Below are 20,610 nucleotides of genomic sequence, written 5' to 3' on the forward strand. Positions count from 1 at the left end.
CGTCCACGGTCCCCAATCGACCCACCGGGATGTTTTTCAGTTCAACGTATTTGGCGAGCGCAGTCTCTTTGTCGACGCCGAATTCGGCGGCCAGTGAATCGGCGATACCGCCGGGCCGGTCGTAGATCGGAGATCGGATGAACGCCGGCGACACGACGTTCGATCGGATGCCTTCGGGGGTGAACTCCGCGGCGAGGACTTTCGAGAGCATCAGAATCGCAGCTTTGGACACGCTGTAGTCGGGCAGCCGGGGATTGGGCATCCGGGCCGCTTCCGATGCGATGTGGACGAGGGAGCCGTTGCCGTGCCGGCGCATCGCCGTGATTGCGGCACGGGACGCCCGGACATAGCCCATCAGATTGAGGTCCAGCGTGAGGGCCCAGTCCTCGTCGGACGTCGTCAGGAAGCTGTCGCGCACCGGCGCTACGCCGGCGTTGTTGACCAGGACGTCGACGCGCCCGAACTGGTCGAGCGCGAAGTCGATCATCGCCTGGGCGCCGGACGGATCGAGGAGGTCGACCTTCGTCAGGCGTAGGTGCTCGGAATCGTGGGGCAGGTCCGAGGTGGTGACGTCGAGATCGGCGCCGACCACCTCGGCCCCCGCTGCGAGCATGTGTCGAACACAGGCCCCGCCGATGCCGCCACCTGCACCGGTGATCACGACCACGCGGTCGTGAAGCTCGCCGCTCATGTCTTTGCCTCCCTGCTGGTGAGTCGTACCACGGACTGTGGTGCTCACCACTGTCTCACCTTACGGACGGAATGTCTAGCAAGCGAGACAAAGTATGCGAGGAGGAGGTGCGGCGACGGGCGTTACCCGAAGTTCGCGACCTTCTGGCCGGCGAGGTCTGCGCCGAGGGCTCGCGAGATCTCCTGTCCGCCGCTGATCACCTCCGCCTTCCACCGGTCGCCGTCGGCTCCGAGGATGGATTCGCGGACGCCGCTGATCGAGAGTGCAGCCCGGACCCGGCCCTGGTAGTCGATGATCGGGACGCCGATCGCCGCCACGCCGACCGTCACGTCCTGGTCGCTGATCGCGATCCCCTCGTCGCGGGTGCGCCGCAGGAGTGCCCGTAATTCGGACGGCTCGGCGGGGGTGGAGGGGGTCAGCCGGGTCAGCGGGGTGTTGCGGGCGATGTAGGCCTCCCACTCGCTTTCGTCCCGGAAGGCCAGGATGGCGCGGGAGGCGGCGCCGGTATGCATCGGCAGGGACCCGCCCAGTCGCAGGGCCAGCGACTGCACGCGTTTGCCGTCGAGGCGTTCGATGCACACTGCCTGGTCACCGCGGGGAACGCAGAGAAACACCGTCTCGCCGGTGAGCGCATGCAGTCTTTCCATGACCGGCTGCGCGAACTGGCGCTCGTCGAACCGTTCGACCACCGCCGAACCGAGTGACACAAGCTTGAACCCGAGACGGAACTTGCCCCGCCGCGACCCCGCCTCCACGAGGTCTTCCTCTTGCAGGCTCGCCAGCAGTCGATACATCGAGCTGCGCGGCTCGTTCATAGCTTCCGCGATTTCGGTGGCGGTTGCCTCCCCCTTGGCCAGGAAGTCGAGCAACTCCGCGACCTTGCGTACCAACATCAAACTTCCGTCATTTGCCATGCGTCCAGATTATCGCTCAGCGGACAAACAGTCCATCAAATAGTCTTACTGCTCTATGGACAATGTGCCCGACAGTTGGTACTTTTCGTCCATGCTGACACCAACCCCACCGGCCACCGACCACGACGACGAACTCGTCGACCTGATCTCCGAACGCGCGCTGTTCGCCCGCCTCGAAACCGTCCGCCTCATCTCCATCGCCAAGACCGGCCACTACGCCTCCGGCTTCTCCTGCGCCGAGATCCTCGCCACCTTGTACTACGGCGTCATGCGGCTTCGGAAAGGCGAGCCCGATTGGCCCGACCGAGACCGTTTCCTGTTCGGCAAGGGCCACGCCGCGGCCACGCTCTATCCGCTCCTGGCGGATTGGGGATTCTTCGACCCCGCCGAACTCGACGAGTACACCCGCCTCGGCAACGCGTTCGGCGACCACCCCGACATGACCCGCATCCCCGGCATCGATTTCAGCAGCGGATCGCTCGGGCACGCTCTGTCGACCGGCACCGGAATCGCTCTCGGCACCCGCATGCAGGGCCGCCCCTCCAACGTCTTCGTCCTCCTCGGAGACGGCGAACTGCACGAAGGGCAGATCTGGGAAGCCGCGCTCGGTGCGGCCCACCACGACGTCTCGAACCTGATCGCGATCGTCGACCGCAACGACCACTCCCTTGACGGCCGCATCGACACCGTGACGAACATCGAGCCGCTCGGCAACAAATGGCGCGCCTTCGGATGGGACGCGCACGAGGTCGACGGACACGACGTCCGCGCACTGCTCTCGACCTTCCGCGCGATCGTCGAGGACCCCGAACGAACACGTCCGGCGGTGATCATCGCGAACACCGTCAAAGGCAAGGGCATTTCCTACATGGAATCCGAATTCGGCTGGCATCTCGGCTGGCTGGCAGAACAAGACGAAGTCAACGCGATCGAAGAACTGAGGAACAACCGATGAGCGTCGCACCCGGCCTGCAGGCCGAGTCCTGGCACCTGCTTACCCTGATCGAGCGGGCCCCCGGCTTCCACATACTCGCCGACACCTTGGCCGACCTGGTGGACGAGGGCCATCCCATCGTCGCCGGAACCGCCGATCTCAAGTATTCGAACGGACTGGTYGCGTTCCAGAAGCGGCACCCCGACCGATACGTCCAATTCGGCATCTCCGAACAGCACATGGTCTCCACCGCAGCAGGACTCGCGACCACGGGGCTCCAGCCGTATGTCGCCACCTTCGCGTCGTTCATGGCCTACCTGGCCTGCGAGCAGATCCGCACCGACATCGCGTACACCAAGCAGCCCGTCCGGCTCATCGGCCATCACGCCGGCATCACGCTCGGGTTCTACGGCACCTCGCACCACGCCACCGAGGACCTCGCCATCACCCGCAGCATCCCAGGGCTCACGGTCATCGCCCCCGCTGACACCGCTCAGCTCGGAGCCGCGCTCCGCGCCGCCGTCGACCATCCCGCACCGATCTACTTCCGTATCGGCCGTGGTCAGGACCCGGACGTCTACGCTGACGGCACTCACCCCTTCACCATCGGCACCGCCATCGAACACGGCGCCGGCACCGACCTCACGATCATCGCCACAGGATCGATGGTGCATCCCGCTCTCGAGGCGGCGCAGGCTCTGAACGCAGGCGGGATCTCCACGGGAGTCGTCGACATGCACACCGTCAAGCCCCTCGACGCCGACGCCGTCGCCCGCGCCGCACAGCGGTCCCCCATCGTCCTGACCGTGGAGGAACACAATGTCATCGGCGGTCTCGGGGGAGCGGTCGCGGAGGTCGTCGCCGAACACGGGTACGGCACTCGTGTCATTCGGCACGGCGTGAAGGACGAATACGCGCTCATCGGACCGCCGACCCACCTGTACCGGCACTACAAGCTCGACGCCGCCGGTATCGAGGAGGTTGCGCGAGCCGCCGTAGGGTCGTAAGCCCGCGCACGGCAGTAACATTCCCGCGGTCCGAACTTCTTGGTGGACGCAGCGGGGCGCGTCACGACAACGCGACACCCGCCCGGCCCGGCCATCCCACCGGTCCGGGCGGGTGTCGCGGCTTCGCGACGAAGAGGGTGCTCTTTTCGTCAACCTCGGCGACACTGTAGTGAGGTGCCGGCCGCGGAGAGGACCGACGGGAAGAGTATGACGATCGAGCAGTTGCTGACCACGCATTTTCCGGATGATCCCGTAATGGATGCGGCGTTTGCCTCGGCGCTGCTGCGGCGCACGGGGCGAGATCCGAATGCGTCTGGGCTGGTGCGGATCTACAGTCCCGCGCGGACGTTGTCGTTCGGGCGGTTGGACGCTGTTCGGCCGCAGTTTCCGGCCGCGGCAGCCGCGGCGCGGCACCACGGGTTCACGCCCGTCGTCCGGGGCGCGGGCGGTCGGGCGGCGGCATACCACGAGCGGACCCTCGTCGTGGAGATCGTCTCCCCGGACACGGAGGGCATCGTCGGGGCCCGGCCCCGCTTCCAGCGCCTCACCCCGAGGATCGTCGCCGTACTGAGGACGCTCGGCGTCGATGCTCGCATCGGACCGGTTCCCGGTGAGTACTGCCCCGGTGATTGGACGGTGAACGGCGGGGGACGCGTCAAGTTGGCGGGGACCGCGCAGCGAATAGTCGCCGGCGCGTGGCTCTTCGGCTTCGAGCTCGTGGTCGCCGATTCGGATCCCGTGCGGGCGGTGCTCGCCGATGTCAATGCTGCCCTCGAGTTGGAGTTCGACCCCGCCACGGCGGCGTCCCTCACGGACCTGAACCCGGCTCTCGGTCTCGAACAGGTCCGGGCCGCGATCCTCGCCGAGATCGGCGCAGTCCACGAACTGACCGCAGACCCCGACCTCCTCGAGGAGGCCGCGAACCTGCGCGACGCGCACGTGGCGTGATCGGCCCCAGAAATCGGGGCTTCCTGTACGAGCCACACGCTAACTGTTGCAGAGCAGTGGGTTTCGCGACCCCGCTGTGCGCTGCCATCGAATTCTCGAGCGTTCTGTCCTGGAGAACGCAGGGTTCGGTACAAACCGTTGGACCCCCCTTCTGCCGGCTTCTAGCGTTGTCGCAAAGCCGTCCGGTGTGACGTGCAGCACGTGGAGAACACGGCGACACGTCGGAAATGTGTGGAGGAGCCCCGCATGAGTCTGCAGAACCGTCTGACCGAGAAATTCGGAATCGAACACCCGGTAGTCCTTGCACCGATGGATTACGTCTCCGATTGGCGATTGGCCACCGCCGTGGCCGAGGCAGGTGGGCTGGGACTCATCGGCGGCGGATACGGCGACGAGGCCTGGTTGCGCGATCAGTTCGACCACGTGCCGACCGGCGCGGTCGGTTGTGGCTTCATCACGTGGTCCATGGCGCAGCAACCGCGGCTCCTCGAGAAGACGATCGGCTACCGGCCTGCGGCGATCTTCCTCTCCTTCGCCGACCCGGCGCCGCATGCGCCTGCGATTCGTGCCGCGGGAATCCCGCTGATCTGCCAGGTGCACGATGTCGACCAGGCGCGCCGGGCGGTCGAGGTGGGGGCGAGCGTCGTCGCTGCTCAGGGCGGTGAGGCGGGCGGCCACGGGACGGGGGCCCGATCGACGTTCACCCTGGTGCCCGAGATCGCCGATGTCCTTCGGCGGGAGGCGCCGGAGGTGATGCTGCTGGCGGCCGGTGGAATCGGCGACGGCCGGGGCCTGGCAGCAGCGCTCGCACTCGGTGCCGACGGTGCCCTCGTCGGAACCAGGTTCTGGGCGGCCGAGGAGGCGGCGATTCCGCGTGCGGCCCAGCACCGCGCGCTGTCGGCGGGTGGGGACGACACGATCAGGCAGAGCGCCTTCGACATCGTGCGTGAGAAGCCCTGGCCGACTCGGTACACCGGGCGAGTCCTGCACAACGACTTCATCCGCCGGTGGCACGGCGACGAGCCGGGCCTGCGGGGTGCGCTCCGGGAGAGGCAGGCGCAGTTCCTGGCAGCGGTGAAGGCCGAGGACTACGACGTCGCGAATCTGATCGTCGGTGAGGTCGTCGGACAGATCGATCGTGTCGGCACCGTCGCGTCGATCATCGATGAGATGGTCGGCACGGCCTGCTCGATCCTCGGCCGCACTTCCCACGACCTGGCGGCGATCGGCTCCTAGCGCCCGATCGGTGCGACCTCGCAAACCGTCACCCCGCGCGTCCCCCAGAAGGATTCCCCATGACCAGCCAGTCCGTTTCACCACCTGCTCTCGCGAGCGGTGTCGCGAAGAACAGTCTTCGCAAGATCATTACCGCGTCCAGCGTCGGAACGTTGATCGAATGGTACGACTTCTACATCTACGGCAGTCTCGCAGTCGTGTTCTCGGGGATGTTCTTTCCCGAAGGAAACGGAACCGCAGCACTACTCGTCACGATTGCCGCCTTCGGAACGGGCTTCGTCGTGCGCCCCATCGGCGCCGTCGTGTTCGGCAGAATGGGGGACCGGGTCGGACGTAAGAAGACGTTCTTGACGACGTTGCTCATCATGGGCGGCGCCACCACGATGCTCGGACTGATGCCCACCTATGACCACATAGGAATCCTGGCGCCGATACTGCTGGTGACGTTGCGGCTGCTGCAGGGGCTCGCGATCGGCGGTGAGTACGGGGGCGCCGTCGTCTACATCGCGGAGAACTCGCCTTCGAAGAAACGCGGAGCCCTCACGAGTGTTCTCCAAACCACCGCGACCGGCGGTCTGCTGCTGTCGATCGGCGTCATCGTGCTCTGCCGGGTCAGTTTGGGCGAGGATGCATTCGACTCGTGGGGCTGGCGGATCCCGTTCCTCCTGTCCGCGGTCCTGGTGCTCTTCTCGCTGAAGATCCGCATGAAGATGCACGAGTCGCCGGTGTTCGAGGAGATGCGACGGACCGGAAACCTCTCGCGTTCACCGATCAAGGATGCCGTCGCGCACAAGCCGTCCTTTGCGTTGCTACTCGTCGTGGTCTTCGGGGTGACCGCCGGTCTGGGGGTCGCCTGGTACACGAGCCAGTTCTACACGCTGTACTTCCTGCAGACGATCTTGAAGATCGACTTCCTCACAGCCAATGTCTCCGTCGGGATCGCACTGGTCATCGCGACACCGTTCTTCGTCCTCTTCGGAAAGCTGTCCGACAAGCATGGACGGACCCGGATCATCCTGTGCGGACTGGTCTTTTCGGCAGCCGGCTACCTTCCGCTGTTCGCGTGGATTCGACACGCCGCCGTCCACGGCGACCAGTTCCAGATGGTCCTGGCACTGACGATCCAGGTCGTCTTCGTCACCATGATCTACGGGCCCACGGCGGCCTTCCTGTCCGAATTGTTCCCACCGCAGATCCGCTACACCGGACTGTCCCTGGCCTACCATATCGGGACCGGCGTGTTCGGTGGCTTCACCCCTCTGGTGGCGCTCTCGCTCAACACCGCGACCGGGAACGTCCTTGCCGGGCTGATCTATCCCGTCGCGATCACCGCGGTCACGGCAGTGGTGTTCGTGCTGACGTTGCGGCGGGGAGTGGACAGCCCGATAGTCCGGCGGGCGTGGAAGCAGATTGATTCCGAGTGCTCGTCATGAGACACCCGACCCGGTACGGTGCGATCGCGTTCACCGCCCCGGTGGCCGAGCGGCAGAAGGCGACGGGAAGCATCCACTGGTACGGGCGGAGGCGAGCTCAGGGCGAAAACACCGGCAGGCCCGACGAACTCGACACAACTGTGACCGCACTGATCCGTGCCACCGATTCGTTCTTCGTCGCGACGGTGACGCCCTCCGGGTGGCCCTACATCCAACACCGGGGCGGTCCGACCGGCTTCGTGCACGTGCTCGATCCCTCGACGATCGCGCTCGCGGACTATTCGGGAAATCAGCAGTTCGTCACGGTCGGCAACCTCGACGAGAACGACGCAGTGGCCCTCTTCTTCATCGACTACCCCACCCGCACCAGAGTCAAGGTTTACGGACGAGCCGAGGTCGTCGAGCGTGCCGACGATCCGGATCTCGTCGCCAGGCTCCTCGCCACGGCTGACGGGGTCGTGAAGGCCGGCTGTGACCGCGCGCTCGTCGTCCACGTCGAGGCGCTGGACCGGAACTGCACGAAGAACATTCCCCCGAAGTACGGCGAGGCGCGGATGCGGGAATCGCTCACGTTGGCCCGCAAGGGATTGCAGGACGAAATCGATATCCTGAAATCCCGCAATGCCGAACTGGAGCGGGAGATCGCGCAACTGTGTGGCGGCGGTGACGGTCAGCGGGGTTGACGGACGGTGGTGCCGGGTGGGGGAGAGTTGCGGATCGCGGCGTCCCGCAGAACTCGCAGGAGCGGCGTCACCCGGTTGCGGCGGTACACGAACCTCACGACCGCGGGCGGCGCACCGACCAGCGGGATGAACCGGACATTGCGGTGGTTTACCCGCCGCCGGGCGACTTCCGGAACCGTGCCCACACCGCGATCCGCAGCGATCAGTTCGAGCCACTCGTCGAAGTTCGAGCACGTCACCACCGGGCCGTCGTGGTTCGGCCACAGATCCTCGGACGTGGTGCCGCTGAGGGTGTTGATGACCAGAGGAAGAGTTCCGAACTCCGCCCAGTCGATGGACTCGCGGCTCGCGAGAGGCGAGGCAGCGGATACCGCCGCGATCCGCTGCTCCTCGAACAGCGGATGCTGCACGAACTCGTCGCCCGGGACGTCCCGGCGGACGACCGCGGCGTCCACGGTGGCGTTGTTCAGCGCGGCAATGGGGTCGTCGCAGCGACGCGGAACCACGGTGGCGCGGGAGTTCCTCTCGACGTCGTCGATCACCTGCTGCGCCCACGGATCGGGGAGGAGCCAACTGAAGCCCAGGGCGAGGGTTCGGGTGGTGTACAGCGCCACCGCGGAATCGAGATCACCGAGAATGACGCGCACCTTCTCGACGAACCCGGCGCCGTCCTCGGTGAGGGCGAGCGCACGCGAGGTCCGGTCGAACAACCGCACGCCGAGCGAGGCCTCGAGTTGCTGCACCGTTCGGGTCAGCGCCGGTTGCGTGATGTGGAGCGCGGTCGCCGCGGCGGTGAACGAGCCCGCCTCGGCGACCGCCACGACCGCTCGCAGATGCCGCAGTTCGATAGTCATAACTGCCAAGCATAGATCCAGCCGAAACGGCATTTCCGCTCCCCGATGCGGCGGTGCACGATGGTGGACGGAAGCGTGAGAACGGCGTGAACCTCGTTCCTCACGCACCCATCCACCGAAAGGATCCTGGTGTTCGATCTCGAGGAAGACCTCCGAATTCCCATTCGGGGCGCCCATGGCGGGAGGGCCGAGCACCCCCGAACTCGTTGCTGCGGTCTCGTCCACCGGCGGCCTCGGTTTCCTTGCGGCCGGGTACAAGAGCGTCGACGCGGTTCGCCATGAGATCGACGCGGTTCGCGCTCTGACGGACGCACCATTCGGACTCAATCTCTTCGTCCCAGGCCGTCCCCTGGCCGACCGCGCGGCCGTGGAGACCTATCGGGAGCGGTTGCAGCCGCTCGCCGAACGCCGGAACGTGGTGCTGCCCGAGGTCGTCGACCACGACGACGACGCGTTCGACGCCAAGGTCGACCTCGCGGTCGAGCGTGCAGTTCCCGTGGTGTCCTTCACGTTCGGCCTTCCGCCGCGAGGCGTCGTCGATCGGTTGCACGCTGCCGGCACTGCCGTCGTGGCCACGGTGTCGGATGTCGACGAGGCACGGTCGGCCGCCGAGCGGGGCGTCGATGCGATCTGTCTGCAAGGAGTCGACGCAGGCGGGCATCGGGCGACGCTCGACCCGGACGCGGAGCCGGACCCACGTTCGACCCGAGAACTGGTCGAGGCGGCCCGCGCCGCGGTCGACCTTCCCCTCGTCGCGGCGGGAGGGATCGCGACGGGCGAAGACGTCGCTGCGGCTCTCGCGGCGGGCGCCACCGCCGTGCAGATCGGTACCGCTCTCCTGCGCGCCGACGAGGCGGGCACCAAAGCCGCGCACCGCGCCGCGTTGCACGACGCCCGGTTCGGAGACACCGTCGTCACCCGCGCGTTCTCGGGTCGTCCCGCGCGTGGCCTGGTCAACGATTTCATCACCGACTTCGATGCCTACGCGGTGACGGCCTATCCGCAGGTTCACCTGCTGACCAGTGGGCTGCGGGCCGCGGCGGGCGCCGCGGACGATCCGCAGGGCCTCGCCCTGTGGGCCGGCCTCGGGTATCGCAGTGCCCGGTCGGCCCCCGCCGAAGAGATCGTCCGGGACCTGTGGAGAGAAGCGCGGGACGCCTGATGGACATCGGCGACCTGAGCTTCTTCCTGGCCGTGGCCCGCGCCGGGGGAATCTCCCGGGCTTCGAAAGAACTTCTGACGGTGCAGTCGAACATCAGCTCACGGATCCGGGCGCTCGAGGACGAACTCGGAGTGGAACTGTTTCGCCGCCATGCGCGCGGAGTGACTCTGACGAACCCCGGCGAACGTCTGCTGCCGTACGCCGAACACATCACTCGGCTCGTACGCGAAGTGACGCAGGTCGTCGGCGACGACCTGGACCCCTCCGGACGACTCGCGATCGGGTCGATGGAGACCACCGCGGGATTGCGGCTCCCCGGGGTGCTGGCCGCCTTCAGCGAGGAATGCCCCCGAGTCGACTTCACCCTGACGACCGACACCACCGACGCCCTCACCACCCAGGTGCTCGAGCATCGACTCGACGGGGCGTTCGTCTGCGGACCGGTGCGGCATCCGGACCTGGTCTCCGAGCAGGTGTTCGTCGAGCAATTGGTGCTGGTGAGCGGCGTTCGCGTGGCGGACTTGGACTCCGTGTCGGCCGACGGACGGCGGCACAGGGTTCTCGTCCTCCGGGCCGGTTGCGCCTACCGGGCCCGACTCGAGCGGCTCTTCGAGCAGCACGGTCTGCCGAATCCGGACGTCCTCGAGTTCGGAAGTCTCGAGGGCATCCTCGGGTGCGCGGCCGCCGGAATCGGTGTGACGCTGCTGCCGCTGGGCGTCGTGACCGCGTCGCCGTCGGCGTCGGCCTTGAAGGTGCATCACCTCGCGCCGGCCGACTCGCGCGCGGAAACCCTGTTCATCCGCCGCAAGGACGCCACCACCACCCCTGCCCTGTCGCGTTTCCTGTTCCACACCCGCGCGTCCAGCCGCCCGGCCTCCCTGAAATCTGTGGCTCGCTAGCGCTGCGAATGTCTTTGAAAGAGAACGTATGAACGCAAGTGGCAGCGCCGAAGACCTGGTCACGTTCCGCACGCCGACATCGCCGTGGGTCACGGTCGGCCAGGTCGGGGCTGCATTGGCGGCGAGTATGGGCATCGGACGGTTCGTCTACACACCCGTACTTCCGCTGATGGAGGCCCAGGCAGGATTGACACCGTCGGCGGGCGCCGGTCTGGCGACGGCAAACTATCTCGGATATCTCATCGGGGCGCTCGCCGGAATCGCCCTACCCGGGATGATGCGCTCGGCGGCAACCCTGCGTGTCTCGCTGCTCGTCCTGACCCTCACGCTGGCGTTGATGCCGGTGGCATCGAACGAAACCTTCTGGGGCGTGTTGCGGTTCATCGCAGGTGTCACCAGTGCGACGGTGTTCGTCGTCGCTGTCAGCGCCATGCACTCCACTCTGAGTGGGCAGGCAGCGCACCTGTCGGGCTGGGCGTTCGGCGGAATCGGGGCAGGTATTGCCCTGTCCGGACTCGTCGTCCTCGTCCTGCGGTCGATGGGTACCTGGGGCTCTGTGTGGTGGGCGGCTGCACTGCTGACCCTGATCTGCACCCTCGTCGCGTGGACGCTCACACCGGAACGCGCTCCCATGGCGCCGACGGTGGAGCGCCGAAAATCGCCCAAGAGGAAGCGCCGCTGGTTCAGTATGCTGTTCATCAGTTATTCCCTCGAGGGCGTCGGATACATCATCGCCGGCACTTTTCTCGTCGCAGCGATCGACCACACCGCAGGCAGCGTCGCCGGCAGTGGCGCCTGGGTGATCGTCGGGCTGGCGGCGCTACCGTCCGCTCCACTCTGGGCGTTGCTCGGCCGGCGATGGTCTCGCCCGATCCTGCTGGTGACCGCCCTCGTCGTTCAGGCCGCCGGCATCGCGCTGCCTGCGGTGGCAGACGGCATCTGGCCCGCCCTGATCTCTGCCTTCCTGTTCGGGGGAACATTCCTCGGCATCAGTCAGATGTCGCTGACGATCGGCGCTCACCTCCAGTTCCCACGCGCGGTCGCGATCCTGACGACCGGATACAGTCTCGGTCAGATCGGGGGCCCGCTCATCGTCACACCACTGCTTTCCGATGGCTACCACCTGGCATTGCTCGTCGCGTCTGGCATCGTTCTGGCGGCAGCACTCACCGCCACGCTACTTGCGTCCACTCACATGAGGTCTGTCGAAACGAGTCGGAGCCACAGCCACAGCCGCGTGGTCGGATTGTCGAAGTCGATCTGAAACTCTTCGGCGAGACGGGTGATCCGGTACCGAATGGTATTGCCGTGGACATGCATTCGGTCAGCCGCCTTGGACACGTTCGCGTTCGAATCGAAGTACGCACGTAGAGTGATCAGAAAGTCGGTGTGATGGGTGGCGTCGTACGCCCGGATCGCATCGATAACGTCGAACTTGTCCAGTTGCTTCTCGGTGATGTACTTACCGATCTCCAGTAGGTTGAGCTCGGTCCAATAGTCTTCGAACACAGCCGCTGCCGGGGCTCGAGGGGTCGGATTCTCTCGCGTGACCGACTGTTGGTGCATCAGGTACCGCAGTGTGCGCAGCGCCTCGGTCCGGGATCGAGGTAGCTCGCTGATCTGCTCGGCGATCCCGCCCACAGCGGAGACGACGGGATGCGCGCTGATCGTCGTCGCGTAGGAGCCGATGTCACGAATGACGCGACGGTGGGCTGCACGGGGAGAGTCGCCTGCGCAGGGCAACAGCGCATACACGACCGAGTCGATCAGGGCGCTGTACGCACTGCGGAACTGGACGTTGCAGGTGACGGTCACGAGCTGCAGTAGCCGATGTTGTTCGCGCATGGCGTCGAGGCTGCCGGCGTTCGGATGGGTGAGGGCGAACGCCGCGATGGCGAATCCGTCGGTGAACTCGAGACCGAGTTGCGCGGCGGCGAACGAGGCCCGGGCCGGATCGTCCATCAACGTCCGCATGAGATCGGCGTTGCGGCGTTCGGTGAAATCGGAAGCGGACCGGGCGTGAAGCATGTGCAGTCCGGCCAGCGGCGCCAGCCTGTCGAGCGCATCGAGGGCCGGTTGGCGGCGTTCACCTCCGGGATCGATGATCCAGATCGATCCGAGCAGTTCCCCGCCCGCCCGGACCGCGAGCGCCAGCCGGTCCGCGATCCCGCTGGGCGACTGCACGAACAGTGCGGCGGTGGAGGAGTAGACGACCTTGAAATCGGCGTCGAGGGCTGGAGGTGTCCGCTCCTGCAGGGTCAGAGTCGTCTCGCGCCGTAGGTCGTCGATCGGCTGGCCCGGCACCGTGGAGTATCCGAGGATGCGGCCCGAAGGATCGACGATGCTGGCGGCGCCATTGGTTATCGAGGCAACGGCGTTGGCGAAGGCGAACAGATCGCCCAGGCGCACGCCCGATACCGAATCGACCGCAGCACCCGCGACCGCTGTTCGTGCCATCGCGATCAGTCGTGTCCAATCCGCGTCGTCGCCGACGACGAGCACGGGAACGTCGTGACGACTGGACGCRGCCCGCAGGTCCTCGATCGGTGTTCCTCGTGCTTTGACGATCACTGCGGCGGCCTCGCCGTCGGCGGCGTGGACGAGTACCCGCTCGAATCCGGCGGACCCGCAGGACACCCCCATCGCGAGGACGACGGTGTTCCTGACGTTCGCCTGGTCGTCGAGTGCGTCGTAGAGCTGTACGTCGGCGACGGGACGGCGGAGATTCTCGGCGGTCGGGTTGACGTGCAGTAGATCTTCCTGCACCAGCCTGTTCCAGGCTGACAGCGCGATCGGCGCAGGTGTCGTGTCGCGATGACGCAACGACTCCGTTAGATCCATTTGGAACATCTTACAAGCATTGATCTTGAGCTTGGAAACTCCTCCATATGAACCAGGTGAGGTCTGGATCACTATTGGTTCCACCCCGCGCACCGGGTGTCAGCACCACTTCGAGGAGTCCCGATGAAACTCAGAGATATCAGGTCGTTAGTGAATGTCGAGGGCCCCGCTCGGTCCGCGTCACAACGCCTTGCACGGCGATGCCACAGCATCGAAGACGTACGAAAGCTGGCTGCCGCCCGTCTGCCGCTGAGCATCTTCGACTACATCGAGGGCGGCGGCGAGGACGAAGCGTCGGTCCGCCGCAATCGTTGCTCGTTCGACGACTGGTCCTTCGTGCCACGCTGGGGCGCGGTGGAGAACCTCGACCTGGCGTCGACTCTCCTGGGCAAGCCGGTCGCCATGCCGTTGATGCTCTCACCCACCGGTGGAACACGACTCTTTCACCCGGAGGGCGAACTCGGTGCGGCGCGTGCTGCTCTCGCCGCGAATGTGCCGTACGGTCTGGCACACCTGAGTACGACGCCGATGGAACTGGTCAGCGCGCAGACCCCGGGCCTTCGTCGCTGGTTCAACATCGAACCGATGGCGGACAAGGGCATGCTCCAGGCGATGCTCGACCGGACAGCGAACGCGGGATACGAGGCCCTGCTGGTCAACGTCGATTGCCGAGCGATCGGTCATCGCGAACGCGACTACCGCAACGGCTTCACTGCACCCCCGTCCCTGAAACCGCGGACGGTCGTCGAAGGGGCACTCCATCCCGTTTGGGCGTGGAGGTTTCTGCGCAACGACGCGATCGCCTTCCCCAATCTCGACGGAACCATCGCGGAGGGGCCGCTGGCGAGCACGCCGGACATGTGGCGAACCCTGCTGTCGGGTACCTACGAACCCACCGACTGGGACACCCTCTGCGACCTGCGCTCCCGATGGAGCGGTCCGATCGTCCTCAAGGGGTGCGTCAGCGCCGACGATGCGGCGATCGCCGCCGACATCGGGATCGACGCCATCCAGGTCAGCAACCACGGCGGTCGGCAACTCGATCACATGGCCTCCCCGCTGGACGTTCTGCCGGAGATCGTCGAACGCGTGAACGGTCGGGTCGAGATCATCGTCGACGGCGGCATCCGCCGTGGCTCGGACGCGATCAAGGCGCTGGCGCTGGGGGCGACTGCGTGCGCGATCGGCCGTCCCTACCTCTACGGCCTCGCGGCGGCGGGCCAGGAGGGTGTTGCGCACGTGCTGCGGATCTTCGCGGAGGAGATGACCCGAACGATGATGCTGCTGGGGGCGTCGAGCATCAAGGAACTGCAGGACAGCGGGCCGTCCCTCGTGAGGAACCGCCACGCCGCCTTCGCCCGCTCGACGAACGCGTCCACCGGACCGCGCACGGTCACCGCGAAGCGGAAGTCCTCGTCATGACGAGTCGTCCCGGAGGCTACTCTCACCGATTCCTGTGTGCCGGCGCACTCGCCGCCCTTCTCCTCTCCACGGTTGGTTGCGGTCGGCTCGAGGAATTTGCGGACCCGCCGGCCTCGGCTCCCGTCGAGGGTGACAGCACGCCGTCGCTTGCGGTGAACGAATCGGCCGTCGCACTGCTGCCCGGTTCGGTGTCCGCACGGCACACGCTGCGGGTGGCGATCCCGACGAACGAACCTCCCACCCAGTTCTATTCGGAGGGCACCCGGTACCTGACGGGCACGAACCCCGACATTGCGAGACTCATCGGGAAGGCCCTGAACCTGGATGTCGACATCAAGGTTGTCAATTTCGACTCCATCATTCCCGGCATCGCTGCCGGACGCTACGACATGACGGTGTCCTCGATGACGCCCACCACCAAGCGAATGGCGGCAATGGATTTCGTCGACTACATGCAAATGGGGAATGCCATCGTCGTCGCGAAGGGAGCGGAGCCCGTCACGAGGGACACTCTCTGCGGCAGGAGAGTCGGCGTCCTGACGGGCTCGTATCAGCTCACCGTCAACGTTCCGGCCTACGAGCAGGACTGCGCGGCCGCCGGCAAGCCGCCGATCCGGATCGGCCAGTTCCAGGACACGCGGCAGGCGATCTCTGCGCTGACCAGCGGCCGGCAAGATGCTGTGCTGGCAGACTCACCGATCCTCGAGTACGCCACGGCCAACAATCCGGCAATCGAGGTGTCGGACACGTTCGACTACACCCCCGTCGCCGTCGGCGTGACCAAGGAACCAGCACTCGCCGACGCCGTGTCCGCGGCACTCGACTCCGTCATCGCCGGCGACGCGTACCGGGAAGTCCTCGAGAAATATGGTGCGGAGTCCGCGATGATCACCCGAGCTCGCGTCAACGCGGCCCAATAAGGAGACCTACCATGCACCAATTGGCCTCGCGAGACGCCTTCCCTCCACCGTCCGCGGTATCGGCGTTCCCGGACACGTCCATCCCGGTTGTGCCACTCAAACATCCTGTCCGGCAAACATTCGGACTGGCACTGCTCATCGTCGCCGTGGCGGTGACGTGGAACGTCGCAACCAACGACCGGTTCCATTGGAACGTCGTGTCGTCCTATCTCTTTGCGCCGGAGATACTTCGAGGGGTTGTTCTGACGATCATCCTGACGATCGTCTCGATGACCGCCGGTATTTCGCTCGGAACGCTCCTTGCCGTCATGCGACTGTCGGAGAACCCGATCGTCAGTTCGATCAGCCGCGGCTACATCTGGTTCTTCCGGGGAACTCCGCTCCTCGTCCAACTGATCTTTTGGTACAACATCGCAGCCCTGTATCCCACCATCTCGATCGGAATCCCCTTCGGGRGACCCGAATTCATGATCGGTTCCGTCAACACGCTGATCACGCCACTCGGGGCCGCCCTCCTCGGGCTGTCCCTGAACGAAGCGGCCTACATGGCAGAGATCATCCGCGGTGGCATCGGATCGGTGGACAACGGCCAGTACGACGCGGCTCAGGCGCTGGGAATGAACAAGACTCAGCTGATGCGCCGGGTCATTCTTCCTCAGGCGATGCGTGTGGTGTTACCGCCGACGGGGAACCAGGTGATCTCGATGCTGAAAGGGACCACCCTCGTCAGCGTTCTGGCGATCTCCGATCTGCTGTACTCCGCGCAGATCATCTATTCGCTGAATTACCAGACGATCCCGCTGCTCATCGTCGCGAGCCTGTGGTATCTCCTGATGACCACCATCCTGAGCTTCTTCCAGGACAAGCTCGAGAAGCACTACGCGCGCGGTTTCACCGCGGCGGTCACCCCCGCACGCCGTCGATTTGCACTGGGAAGGGCGAAATGAACACCGTCATGGTGAAAGCAGAGGGAGTCCGGAAGCGATTCGGTGCCACCGAGATCCTCAAGGGCATCGACCTCAGTGTCGAGCGCGGCTCGGTGACCTGCCTCATCGGACCGTCCGGATCTGGGAAGACAACCTTCCTGCGCTGCATCAATCACCTCGAGAAGGTTGATGCGGGCCGCCTGTACGTGGATCAACAGTTGATCGGCTACTCGGAACGCAATGGCCGGCTTCACGAGATGAAGCCCMGCCAGACGGCACGGTCTCGACTGAATGCCGGCATGGTGTTCCAGCGCTTCAACTTGTTTCCGCACATGACCGTGCTCGAGAACATCATCGAAGCCCCGATCCACGTTCTCGGCAGACCCCGCGACGAGGTGACGGCGGAGGCACACGTGCTGCTCGATCGTGTCGGACTGGGGAACCGAGGTCAGGCATACCCACGGGAGCTGTCCGGGGGACAGCAACAGCGGATCGCGATTGCCCGCGCCCTGGCGATGAAGCCCAAGTTGCTGCTCTTCGACGAGCCGACCTCCGCGCTCGACCCGGAACTCGTCGGTGAGGTACTGGACGTGATGAAGTCCCTTGCCGAAGCCGGTATGACCATGGTCGTGGTTACTCACGAGCTGGGGTTTGCCCGCGAGGTCAGCGATCAGATCGTCTTCATGGATCAGGGTGTCGTCGTCGAGGCGGGCCCGCCGGCCGAGGTTCTGGGGAACCCGCACCAGGAGAGGACCCGCGCGTTTCTCTCGAAGGTGCTGTAAACACCTCACCCGCCCGCCCGCGACCGATAGCAACGAACAATCAGGATTGAGATGCACATGAACAGGCAACAGATCAGCACAGAACATGCACCCAGCCCCGCAGGGCCCTACTCTCAGGCGATCATTGCCGACGGGGTCCTGTACACAGCAGGTCAGACGCCCCACCACCCCGATACGGGGGAGCTCGTCGGCTCCACCATCGAAGAACAAACGGACCAGGCGATGCGCAATCTCGCAGCCGTACTCGAATCGTGCGGCTCGGACTTCTCGCGCGTGGTCAAAGCGACCGTCCACCTGCAGAATCCGGCGCGAGACTTCACCGGTTTCAACGAGACCTATCAGAAGTTCGTCTCGCACCCGTATCCGGCGCGGACCACCGTCGGATCGCACCTCGGTGACTTCCTGGTCGAAATCGACGTCGTCGCCCTGTGCCCCCGCTGACCGGGTCGATGGCGCACTCCGACCGGCGGAGTCGCTCGATTCGAAAGCAAGACCGATAGGGCCCCGCACGGCAGAAGTCATGTGGCATTCTCACGAGGTGCGACGGTGCGGAGGTGAGAGTGGTGTGGCCGGTTCGCCGACCGCGACCACGTCAGGGGTAACCCCTGGCTCGACAGTGTTCACCGGAGACACCGTCCGACGCGCGACCGCATGCTCCGCGTGCTCCGGCGCGCCGCAGACGACAGGTATCGGTCACCTCGCACCGTCGCACACATGACGGAACGTCCGGCCCTGCCGCCCGAGTTCGCCCGTCGCCTCGCAGCGGCGGCGATCGATGGAACCTGGACGAGGGCCGGCCTCGTCCTCCGCTTCGAGGAATCCGGAGTGCCGGATGCCGCCCGGATCGCGGCACGGCTCCACGACCTCATGCCCACGCCGCCGATCGACGGCATCGACAGCGTCTTTCGGCTGCTGTCGGACCTCCCGCTGATCGAGCGAGCAGAGCCGATTGTCGACGAAGTCTCCGGCAACGACTGGAGGTTCGACGTCCCGCAGTGGTCGCGCACCGCCGCGGTCGCCGAGGCGGTCGGCCTCACACCCGCCGAACTCGACTGGTTCGCCGATCCCGGCGGGTGGCTGCGCACGAAGGCGCCGCCGCTGCAGCACTACCGCTATCGGATCCGGCCGGACAACCGCCTGCTCGAAGCGCCGAAGGAACGCCTCCGGGAGGTACAGCGCCGGATTCTGCGGACCGTCCTCGATCGCGTTCCGCCTCATGCGGCGGCGCACGGATTCGTCCGAGGCCGTAGTGTCCACACCTTCGCCGGCCCGCATGCGGGGCACGAGGTCGTGCTGCGCATCGACCTTCGGGCGTTCTTTCCCTCGGTTTCGCGGACGCGGGTGCGGGCGGTCTTCGACGCACTCGGCTATCCGACCCGGGTGTCGCGGGTGCTCGCCGGGCTCTGCACGACGTCGACCCCACCCGGTGTCCTCGCGGAGCTTCCCTTCGACGCGGCGAGCCGGCTCCGGGGTGCGCACCTACCGCAGGGGGCGCCGACGTCGCCGGCTCTCGCCAATCTGGTTGCACACCGGCTCGATCGCAGGCTGGCCGGACTTGCGCGCGCCCACCGCGTCGCGTACACCCGGTATGCCGACGACCTCGCGTTCTCCGGCTCGGATCTGGCGGTGGATCGACTGATCCACGCCGTCGGCCGGATCGTGACGGACGAAGGCTTCGCCGTCCACCCCGGCAAGACCCGGGTGATGCGAGCACACCGATGCCAGCACCTGGCCGGGCTGGTGGTCAACACTCGTCCGCAGGCGTCCCGTGCCGAGTACGACGACGTCAAGGCGCTGCTGTTCAATTGCGTTCGGCACGGACCGGATTCGCAGAATCGCGACGGCAGACCGCACTTTCGCGAGTACGTCTACGGGCGTATCGCCTGGGTCGGCGAATCGAACGAGAGCAGGAAACGTTCGTTGCACGCACTGGCCGCCCGAGTCGACTGGACGGGGTAGCGGCCGCGGGGGCGCCGCCGGACTGTGGTCAGCCGCGGCCGACGAACGGCATGCGGGAGGCCATGATCGTCATCGTCGGCACGGTGACGTCGAGCGGGAGTTCGACCAGCCGGGTGACCGCGTCCGCGACGTACCGCGGATCGAAGGTGGGTTCGGCTCGCACGGACCCGTCGGCCTGGCGGGCGGCGTGGCCGATGYCGGCGGTCATGGCGGTGTCGGCGTTCCCGATGTCGATCTGGGTGCAGCAGATGTCGTGGTCGCGGCCGTCGAGTGCAATCGACTTGGTCAATCCCGAGACAGCGTGTTTGGTTGCGGTGTAGGCGACGCTGGCGGGTCGGGGTGTGTGCGCGGACAGGGAGCCGTTGTTGATGATTCGTCCGCCGCGGGGTGTCTGTGTCTTCATCATTCGGACGGCTTCGCGCGAGCAGAGGAAGACCCCGGTCAGGTTTGTGGCAACGGTCCGGTCCCAGTCCTGCGGTTCGATCTCGTCCACCGCGCCGGAGGGGCCGAAGGTGCCGGCGTTGTTGACGAGTACGTCGAGGCGGCCGAACCGTTCGGCGACGGCGGCGAAGACGCTGTGCACGGACTTGGGTGAGGAGACGTCGGCCGGTACCACGAGCGCGTGGTCGTGCCCGTACGCCGTCTGATCGAGGGCGTCGCRTGTCCGTCCGGTCAGCACCACGTGGTGTCCGGCGTCGAGTAGTGCGGTCGTGATGGATCGTCCGATGCCCGAGCCGGCACCCGTCACGACGATGACCCGTTCCGTCACGTTCACTCCTCAATTCGGTCGACAACACATGCTCACGACCAACTGATGGTAACCATCGAACTGTCGCCGATCGCCGGTGTTCGACAGCCGCCGTTCGGTCGGCCGGTTCGTGGTGCCCGCAGGAATCACGGTGCGCCGAACCCTGGAGTGGGGACGCGGAGTCGGGTTTCCTGTCCCGGTGACCATCGCAGACATCGCACCTCGTACCGCACTGCAGCAGCGCTACTGGG

Annotated in this window: 19 protein-coding genes and 1 pseudogene; 15 read left to right on the forward strand and 5 right to left on the reverse strand. The window is 66.0% G+C overall.

Annotated features, from left to right (window positions below; all coding sequences use genetic code 11):
- Both AC1DWT_RS40450 and AC1DWT_RS40455 read right to left on the reverse strand, forming a co-directional pair.
- Positions 1-691: SDR family NAD(P)-dependent oxidoreductase (locus tag AC1DWT_RS40450; RefSeq protein ID WP_477924929.1), on the reverse strand; the 691-nt coding region annotated here is incomplete at its 3' end.
- A gap of 122 nt (positions 692-813) precedes the next feature.
- A complete protein-coding gene (locus AC1DWT_RS40455) occupies positions 814-1,605 on the reverse strand; it encodes an IclR family transcriptional regulator (protein ID WP_072941672.1) in 792 nt (263 codons plus the stop codon).
- A gap of 91 nt (positions 1,606-1,696) precedes the next feature.
- On the opposite strand from AC1DWT_RS40455, the gene AC1DWT_RS40460 reads away from it, so the two are divergent.
- The 6 genes from AC1DWT_RS40460 to AC1DWT_RS40485 all read left to right on the forward strand — a co-directional run bounded on the left by AC1DWT_RS40460 (position 1,697) and on the right by AC1DWT_RS40485 (position 7,846).
- Positions 1,697-2,560 (forward strand): transketolase, encoded by an 864-nt coding sequence (locus tag AC1DWT_RS40460; protein ID WP_072941669.1) that lies wholly within the window; start codon positions 1,697-1,699, stop codon positions 2,558-2,560.
- Complete coding sequence (locus AC1DWT_RS40465; protein WP_072941666.1) at positions 2,557-3,546, forward strand: transketolase family protein; 990 nt, start codon at positions 2,557-2,559, stop codon at positions 3,544-3,546. Before AC1DWT_RS40460 ends, AC1DWT_RS40465 begins: the two co-directional genes overlap by 4 nt.
- 207 nt (positions 3,547-3,753) lie before the next feature.
- A complete protein-coding gene (locus AC1DWT_RS40470; RefSeq protein ID WP_206012588.1) occupies positions 3,754-4,494 on the forward strand; it encodes a lipoate--protein ligase family protein in 741 nt (246 codons plus the stop codon).
- 246 nt (positions 4,495-4,740) lie between these two features.
- Positions 4,741-5,730: an NAD(P)H-dependent flavin oxidoreductase gene (locus AC1DWT_RS40475; protein ID WP_206012587.1), complete on the forward strand. Its 990-nt coding sequence runs from the start codon at positions 4,741-4,743 to the stop codon at positions 5,728-5,730.
- Positions 5,731-5,789: 59 nt separating this feature from the next.
- Positions 5,790-7,163 carry an MFS transporter gene (locus AC1DWT_RS40480; RefSeq protein WP_206012586.1) on the forward strand — a complete coding sequence of 458 codons (1,374 nt, stop codon included), beginning with the start codon at positions 5,790-5,792 and terminating at the stop codon, positions 7,161-7,163.
- Complete coding sequence (locus tag AC1DWT_RS40485) at positions 7,160-7,846, forward strand: pyridoxamine 5'-phosphate oxidase family protein (protein WP_095864004.1); 687 nt, start codon at positions 7,160-7,162, stop codon at positions 7,844-7,846. Before AC1DWT_RS40480 ends, AC1DWT_RS40485 begins: the two co-directional genes overlap by 4 nt.
- On the opposite strand, the gene AC1DWT_RS40490 is transcribed toward AC1DWT_RS40485, so the two are convergent.
- Positions 7,834-8,700 carry a LysR family transcriptional regulator gene (locus tag AC1DWT_RS40490; RefSeq protein ID WP_095863749.1) on the reverse strand — a complete coding sequence of 289 codons (867 nt, stop codon included), beginning with the start codon at positions 8,698-8,700 and terminating at the stop codon, positions 7,834-7,836. The two genes, AC1DWT_RS40485 and AC1DWT_RS40490, sit on opposite strands and share 13 nt — an antisense overlap.
- Positions 8,701-8,829: 129 nt before the next feature.
- Between AC1DWT_RS40490 and AC1DWT_RS40495 the strand changes: the two are divergent.
- The 3 genes and pseudogenes from AC1DWT_RS40495 to AC1DWT_RS40505 all read left to right on the forward strand — a co-directional run bounded on the left by AC1DWT_RS40495 (position 8,830) and on the right by AC1DWT_RS40505 (position 12,025).
- A pseudogene (locus tag AC1DWT_RS40495) lies at positions 8,830-9,862 on the forward strand (NAD(P)H-dependent flavin oxidoreductase).
- Positions 9,862-10,761 carry a LysR substrate-binding domain-containing protein gene (locus AC1DWT_RS40500; RefSeq protein ID WP_206012585.1) on the forward strand — a complete coding sequence of 300 codons (900 nt, stop codon included), beginning with the start codon at positions 9,862-9,864 and terminating at the stop codon, positions 10,759-10,761. Before AC1DWT_RS40495 ends, AC1DWT_RS40500 begins: the two are co-directional and overlap by 1 nt.
- A gap of 28 nt (positions 10,762-10,789) precedes the next feature.
- A complete protein-coding gene (locus AC1DWT_RS40505) occupies positions 10,790-12,025 on the forward strand; it encodes a YbfB/YjiJ family MFS transporter (protein ID WP_206012584.1) in 1,236 nt (411 codons plus the stop codon).
- On the opposite strand, the gene AC1DWT_RS40510 is transcribed toward AC1DWT_RS40505, so the two are convergent.
- Positions 11,953-13,602, reverse strand: a complete 1,650-nt coding sequence (locus tag AC1DWT_RS40510) for a PucR family transcriptional regulator (RefSeq protein WP_206012583.1) — start codon at positions 13,600-13,602, stop codon at positions 11,953-11,955. The two genes, AC1DWT_RS40505 and AC1DWT_RS40510, sit on opposite strands and share 73 nt — an antisense overlap.
- A gap of 123 nt (positions 13,603-13,725) precedes the next feature.
- Between AC1DWT_RS40510 and AC1DWT_RS40515 the strand changes: the two genes are divergently transcribed.
- The 6 genes from AC1DWT_RS40515 (at position 13,726) to AC1DWT_RS40540 (ending at position 19,611) form a co-directional block, all read left to right on the forward strand.
- Entirely contained in the window at positions 13,726-15,024 is a 1,299-nt protein-coding gene (locus AC1DWT_RS40515; protein WP_241031267.1) for an alpha-hydroxy acid oxidase, read from the forward strand.
- Positions 15,021-15,944, forward strand: a complete 924-nt coding sequence (locus tag AC1DWT_RS40520) for a transporter substrate-binding domain-containing protein (RefSeq protein WP_206012582.1) — start codon at positions 15,021-15,023, stop codon at positions 15,942-15,944. Before AC1DWT_RS40515 ends, AC1DWT_RS40520 begins: the two co-directional genes overlap by 4 nt.
- 11 nt (positions 15,945-15,955) lie before the next feature.
- A complete protein-coding gene (locus AC1DWT_RS40525; RefSeq protein ID WP_477924936.1) occupies positions 15,956-16,891 on the forward strand; it encodes an amino acid ABC transporter permease in 936 nt (311 codons plus the stop codon).
- The gene (locus tag AC1DWT_RS40530; protein WP_477924937.1) at positions 16,888-17,652 is read left to right on the forward strand and encodes an amino acid ABC transporter ATP-binding protein; all 765 of its coding nucleotides are present in this window, start codon (positions 16,888-16,890) and stop codon (positions 17,650-17,652) included. The genes AC1DWT_RS40525 and AC1DWT_RS40530 overlap by 4 nt, the downstream gene beginning before the upstream one ends.
- A gap of 57 nt (positions 17,653-17,709) precedes the next feature.
- Positions 17,710-18,093 (forward strand): RidA family protein, encoded by a 384-nt coding sequence (locus AC1DWT_RS40535; protein ID WP_072941942.1) that lies wholly within the window; start codon positions 17,710-17,712, stop codon positions 18,091-18,093.
- 273 nt (positions 18,094-18,366) lie between these two features.
- Positions 18,367-19,611, forward strand: a complete 1,245-nt coding sequence (locus tag AC1DWT_RS40540; RefSeq protein WP_477924940.1) for a reverse transcriptase family protein — start codon at positions 18,367-18,369, stop codon at positions 19,609-19,611.
- 28 nt (positions 19,612-19,639) lie between these two features.
- Here AC1DWT_RS40540 and AC1DWT_RS40545 read toward each other — a convergent pair whose 3' ends face one another.
- Positions 19,640-20,386 carry an SDR family oxidoreductase gene (locus AC1DWT_RS40545; RefSeq protein ID WP_477924942.1) on the reverse strand — a complete coding sequence of 249 codons (747 nt, stop codon included), beginning with the start codon at positions 20,384-20,386 and terminating at the stop codon, positions 19,640-19,642.
- Positions 20,387-20,610 lie beyond the last annotated feature (224 nt).

The sequence above is a fragment of the Rhodococcus sp. P4_B6 genome, assembly GCF_056402215.1.